This is a genomic window from Clostridium celatum (assembly GCF_021412605.1).
GTDB classification, from domain to species: Bacteria; Bacillota; Clostridia; order Clostridiales; family Clostridiaceae; genus Clostridium; species Clostridium celatum.
On the sequence record NZ_JAJKGM010000020.1, the window covers coordinates 55,151 to 57,087 of the forward strand.

At 28.5% G+C, this 1,937-nt stretch carries 3 protein-coding genes; 2 read left to right on the top strand and 1 reads right to left on the bottom strand.

Going from position 1 to position 1,937, the window contains the following annotated elements:
* Together LPC13_RS09885 and LPC13_RS09890 are read left to right on the top strand one after the other, a co-directional pair.
* Positions 1-836 (top strand): CotH kinase family protein (locus tag LPC13_RS09885; RefSeq protein WP_234088774.1); only part of this gene is annotated, 836 nt, incomplete at its 5' end.
* A 168-nt stretch (positions 837-1,004) separates the two neighbouring features.
* Positions 1,005-1,367, top strand: a complete 363-nt coding sequence (locus tag LPC13_RS09890; protein WP_005214526.1) for a hypothetical protein — start codon at positions 1,005-1,007, stop codon at positions 1,365-1,367.
* A gap of 131 nt (positions 1,368-1,498) precedes the next feature.
* Here LPC13_RS09890 and LPC13_RS09895 read toward each other — a convergent pair whose 3' ends face one another.
* A complete protein-coding gene (locus tag LPC13_RS09895; protein WP_234088775.1) occupies positions 1,499-1,747 on the bottom strand; it encodes a DUF1653 domain-containing protein in 249 nt (82 codons plus the stop codon).
* Positions 1,748-1,937: the final 190 nt, after the last annotated feature.

A 1,937-nucleotide genomic window follows, 5' to 3' on the forward strand; every position in this document is an offset into this window, starting at 1 on the left:
TGCAGCCCCCTCCAGATATGAATAATGGAGATACATCAATACAAATGCAAACTCCCCCGGATATGAATAATGGAGATAACTCAATGCAAATGCAAACTCCTCCAGATATGAGTAATGGAGACAACTCAATGCAAATGCAAACTCCTCCAGATATGAATAATGGAGACAACTCAATGCAAATGCAAACTCCTCCGGATATGAATAATGGAGATAACTCAATGCAAATGCCTCAAAGTATGCCTAATGGCATTGGCGGTGGTATGGGTGGAAACTCTAATGGTGCTGATTTGGTATGGAATGGTGATGATGTTTCAAATTATTCTTCTATTTTTGATAATGCTATCTTTAAAACTACAGATAGTGATGATTATACTAAAATATTAGATATGATAGAACATCTTGATAGCCTTGAAGATATAGAGTCTTATTTAAATGTAGATGAAGTTCTTAGATATTTTGCTGTAAATACTTTCTTAGTTAATCTTGATAGTTATGCATCTAATATGAAGCATAATTACTATTTATATGAAGATGATGGCTTAGTTAGCATATTACCATGGGATTATAACTTATCATTTGCAGGATTCCAAGCTGGTTCTGCTTCAAATGCAATAAACTTCCCAATAGATTCTCCTGTTTCTGATAGTTTAGAAGCAAGTCCGTTAATAGGAAAGCTTTTAGAAGTTGATAAATATAAAGAACTCTATCATCAATATTTAAATGAAATAGTAGAAAACTTTATTAATAATGGAACTTATGAAACTTTAATTACTAAAGTTAATTCATTAATTAGCAATTATGTAGAAAATGATGCTACAGCTTTTTATACATTTTAAGAATATACTAATTCACTTACTCATTTAATCAATTTTGGATATGATAGAGCGACTAGTATAACTGCTCAACTTGATGGTTCTCAACCTTCAACAAGCTATGGTAATATTGATACAACTGTTGATTTAACAGCCTTAGGTCAACAAGGTGGTGGAAACGATAAAGGTGGCATGTTTAATAAGGATAATCAAAATGGTAATCTTATTAATAATATGTCTATAGATCAATCACTTATGATTCAAGCAATACAAATAATTCAAAATTCTGGTGATAGCCCAATTACCGATGCTGTTAAGGAAGAATTATTAAATATCGGTTTAACAGATGAACAAATAAATGAAATTACCTCTTTCCAAGCTCAAAATAATAGCGGTAATAAAACTCAAGTTATTAATAATAACTTTGTAATGGGCCCTAAGCAAAACTCTACAACCAATTTTGAAACATTAATATTATCTTTTTCATCAATTTTAATACTAATATGCTCACTCGTATTTGTATTGTTATTTAAGAAAAGAAAATATGTAAGTTAGCTCCTTCTAATTTTTAAATTTATATATAATAATAGAACTGCTTAAAATAGTTACAATATCTACTTAAAAATTTCTCTTTTAATGCAGTTCTATTTATATATTACCATTCAATATAATTTGTGATTTAATCCTTACTTAACACTCTTAACTTTGAATTCTTGAAACCTGTATTTTTGTCCAGTTGGATTAACTTTTCCTTCTGGAACTTCTTCAACAAACATATCATATGGTCTTACAAATAATCCACACTCTCCATATAACGCTCTATATAAAACCATGACTTCTTGTGTTTCTGAATGCTTAACAAAATCTTCTACTAAATATAAATCGCCTTTAAAGTGTCTAAAAATTTTTCCTTTACTATTTGTTATATCTCTCATTACATTTTCTCCTTTTTAATACTTTTATAAATAAATTTAACCTTAATTTTATCATACTTAATTTAAATTTGCATAAAAAAATTGGTAGATATCAATAGATATCTACCAATTTACAGTTTGTTGAAAAACCCCCTGTTTAAAAACAGAGGGTTTTTCTATTATTAGTTGTGGATAAAATTTAATATTAAAA

Coding starts and splice junctions, on each gene's coding strand:
- LPC13_RS09895 (WP_234088775.1), bottom strand. CDS start 1,747: ATGAGAGATATAACAAATAGTAAAGGAAAAATTTTTAGACACTTTAAA.
- LPC13_RS09890 (WP_005214526.1), top strand. CDS start 1,005: ATGTTTAATAAGGATAATCAAAATGGTAATCTTATTAATAATATGTCT.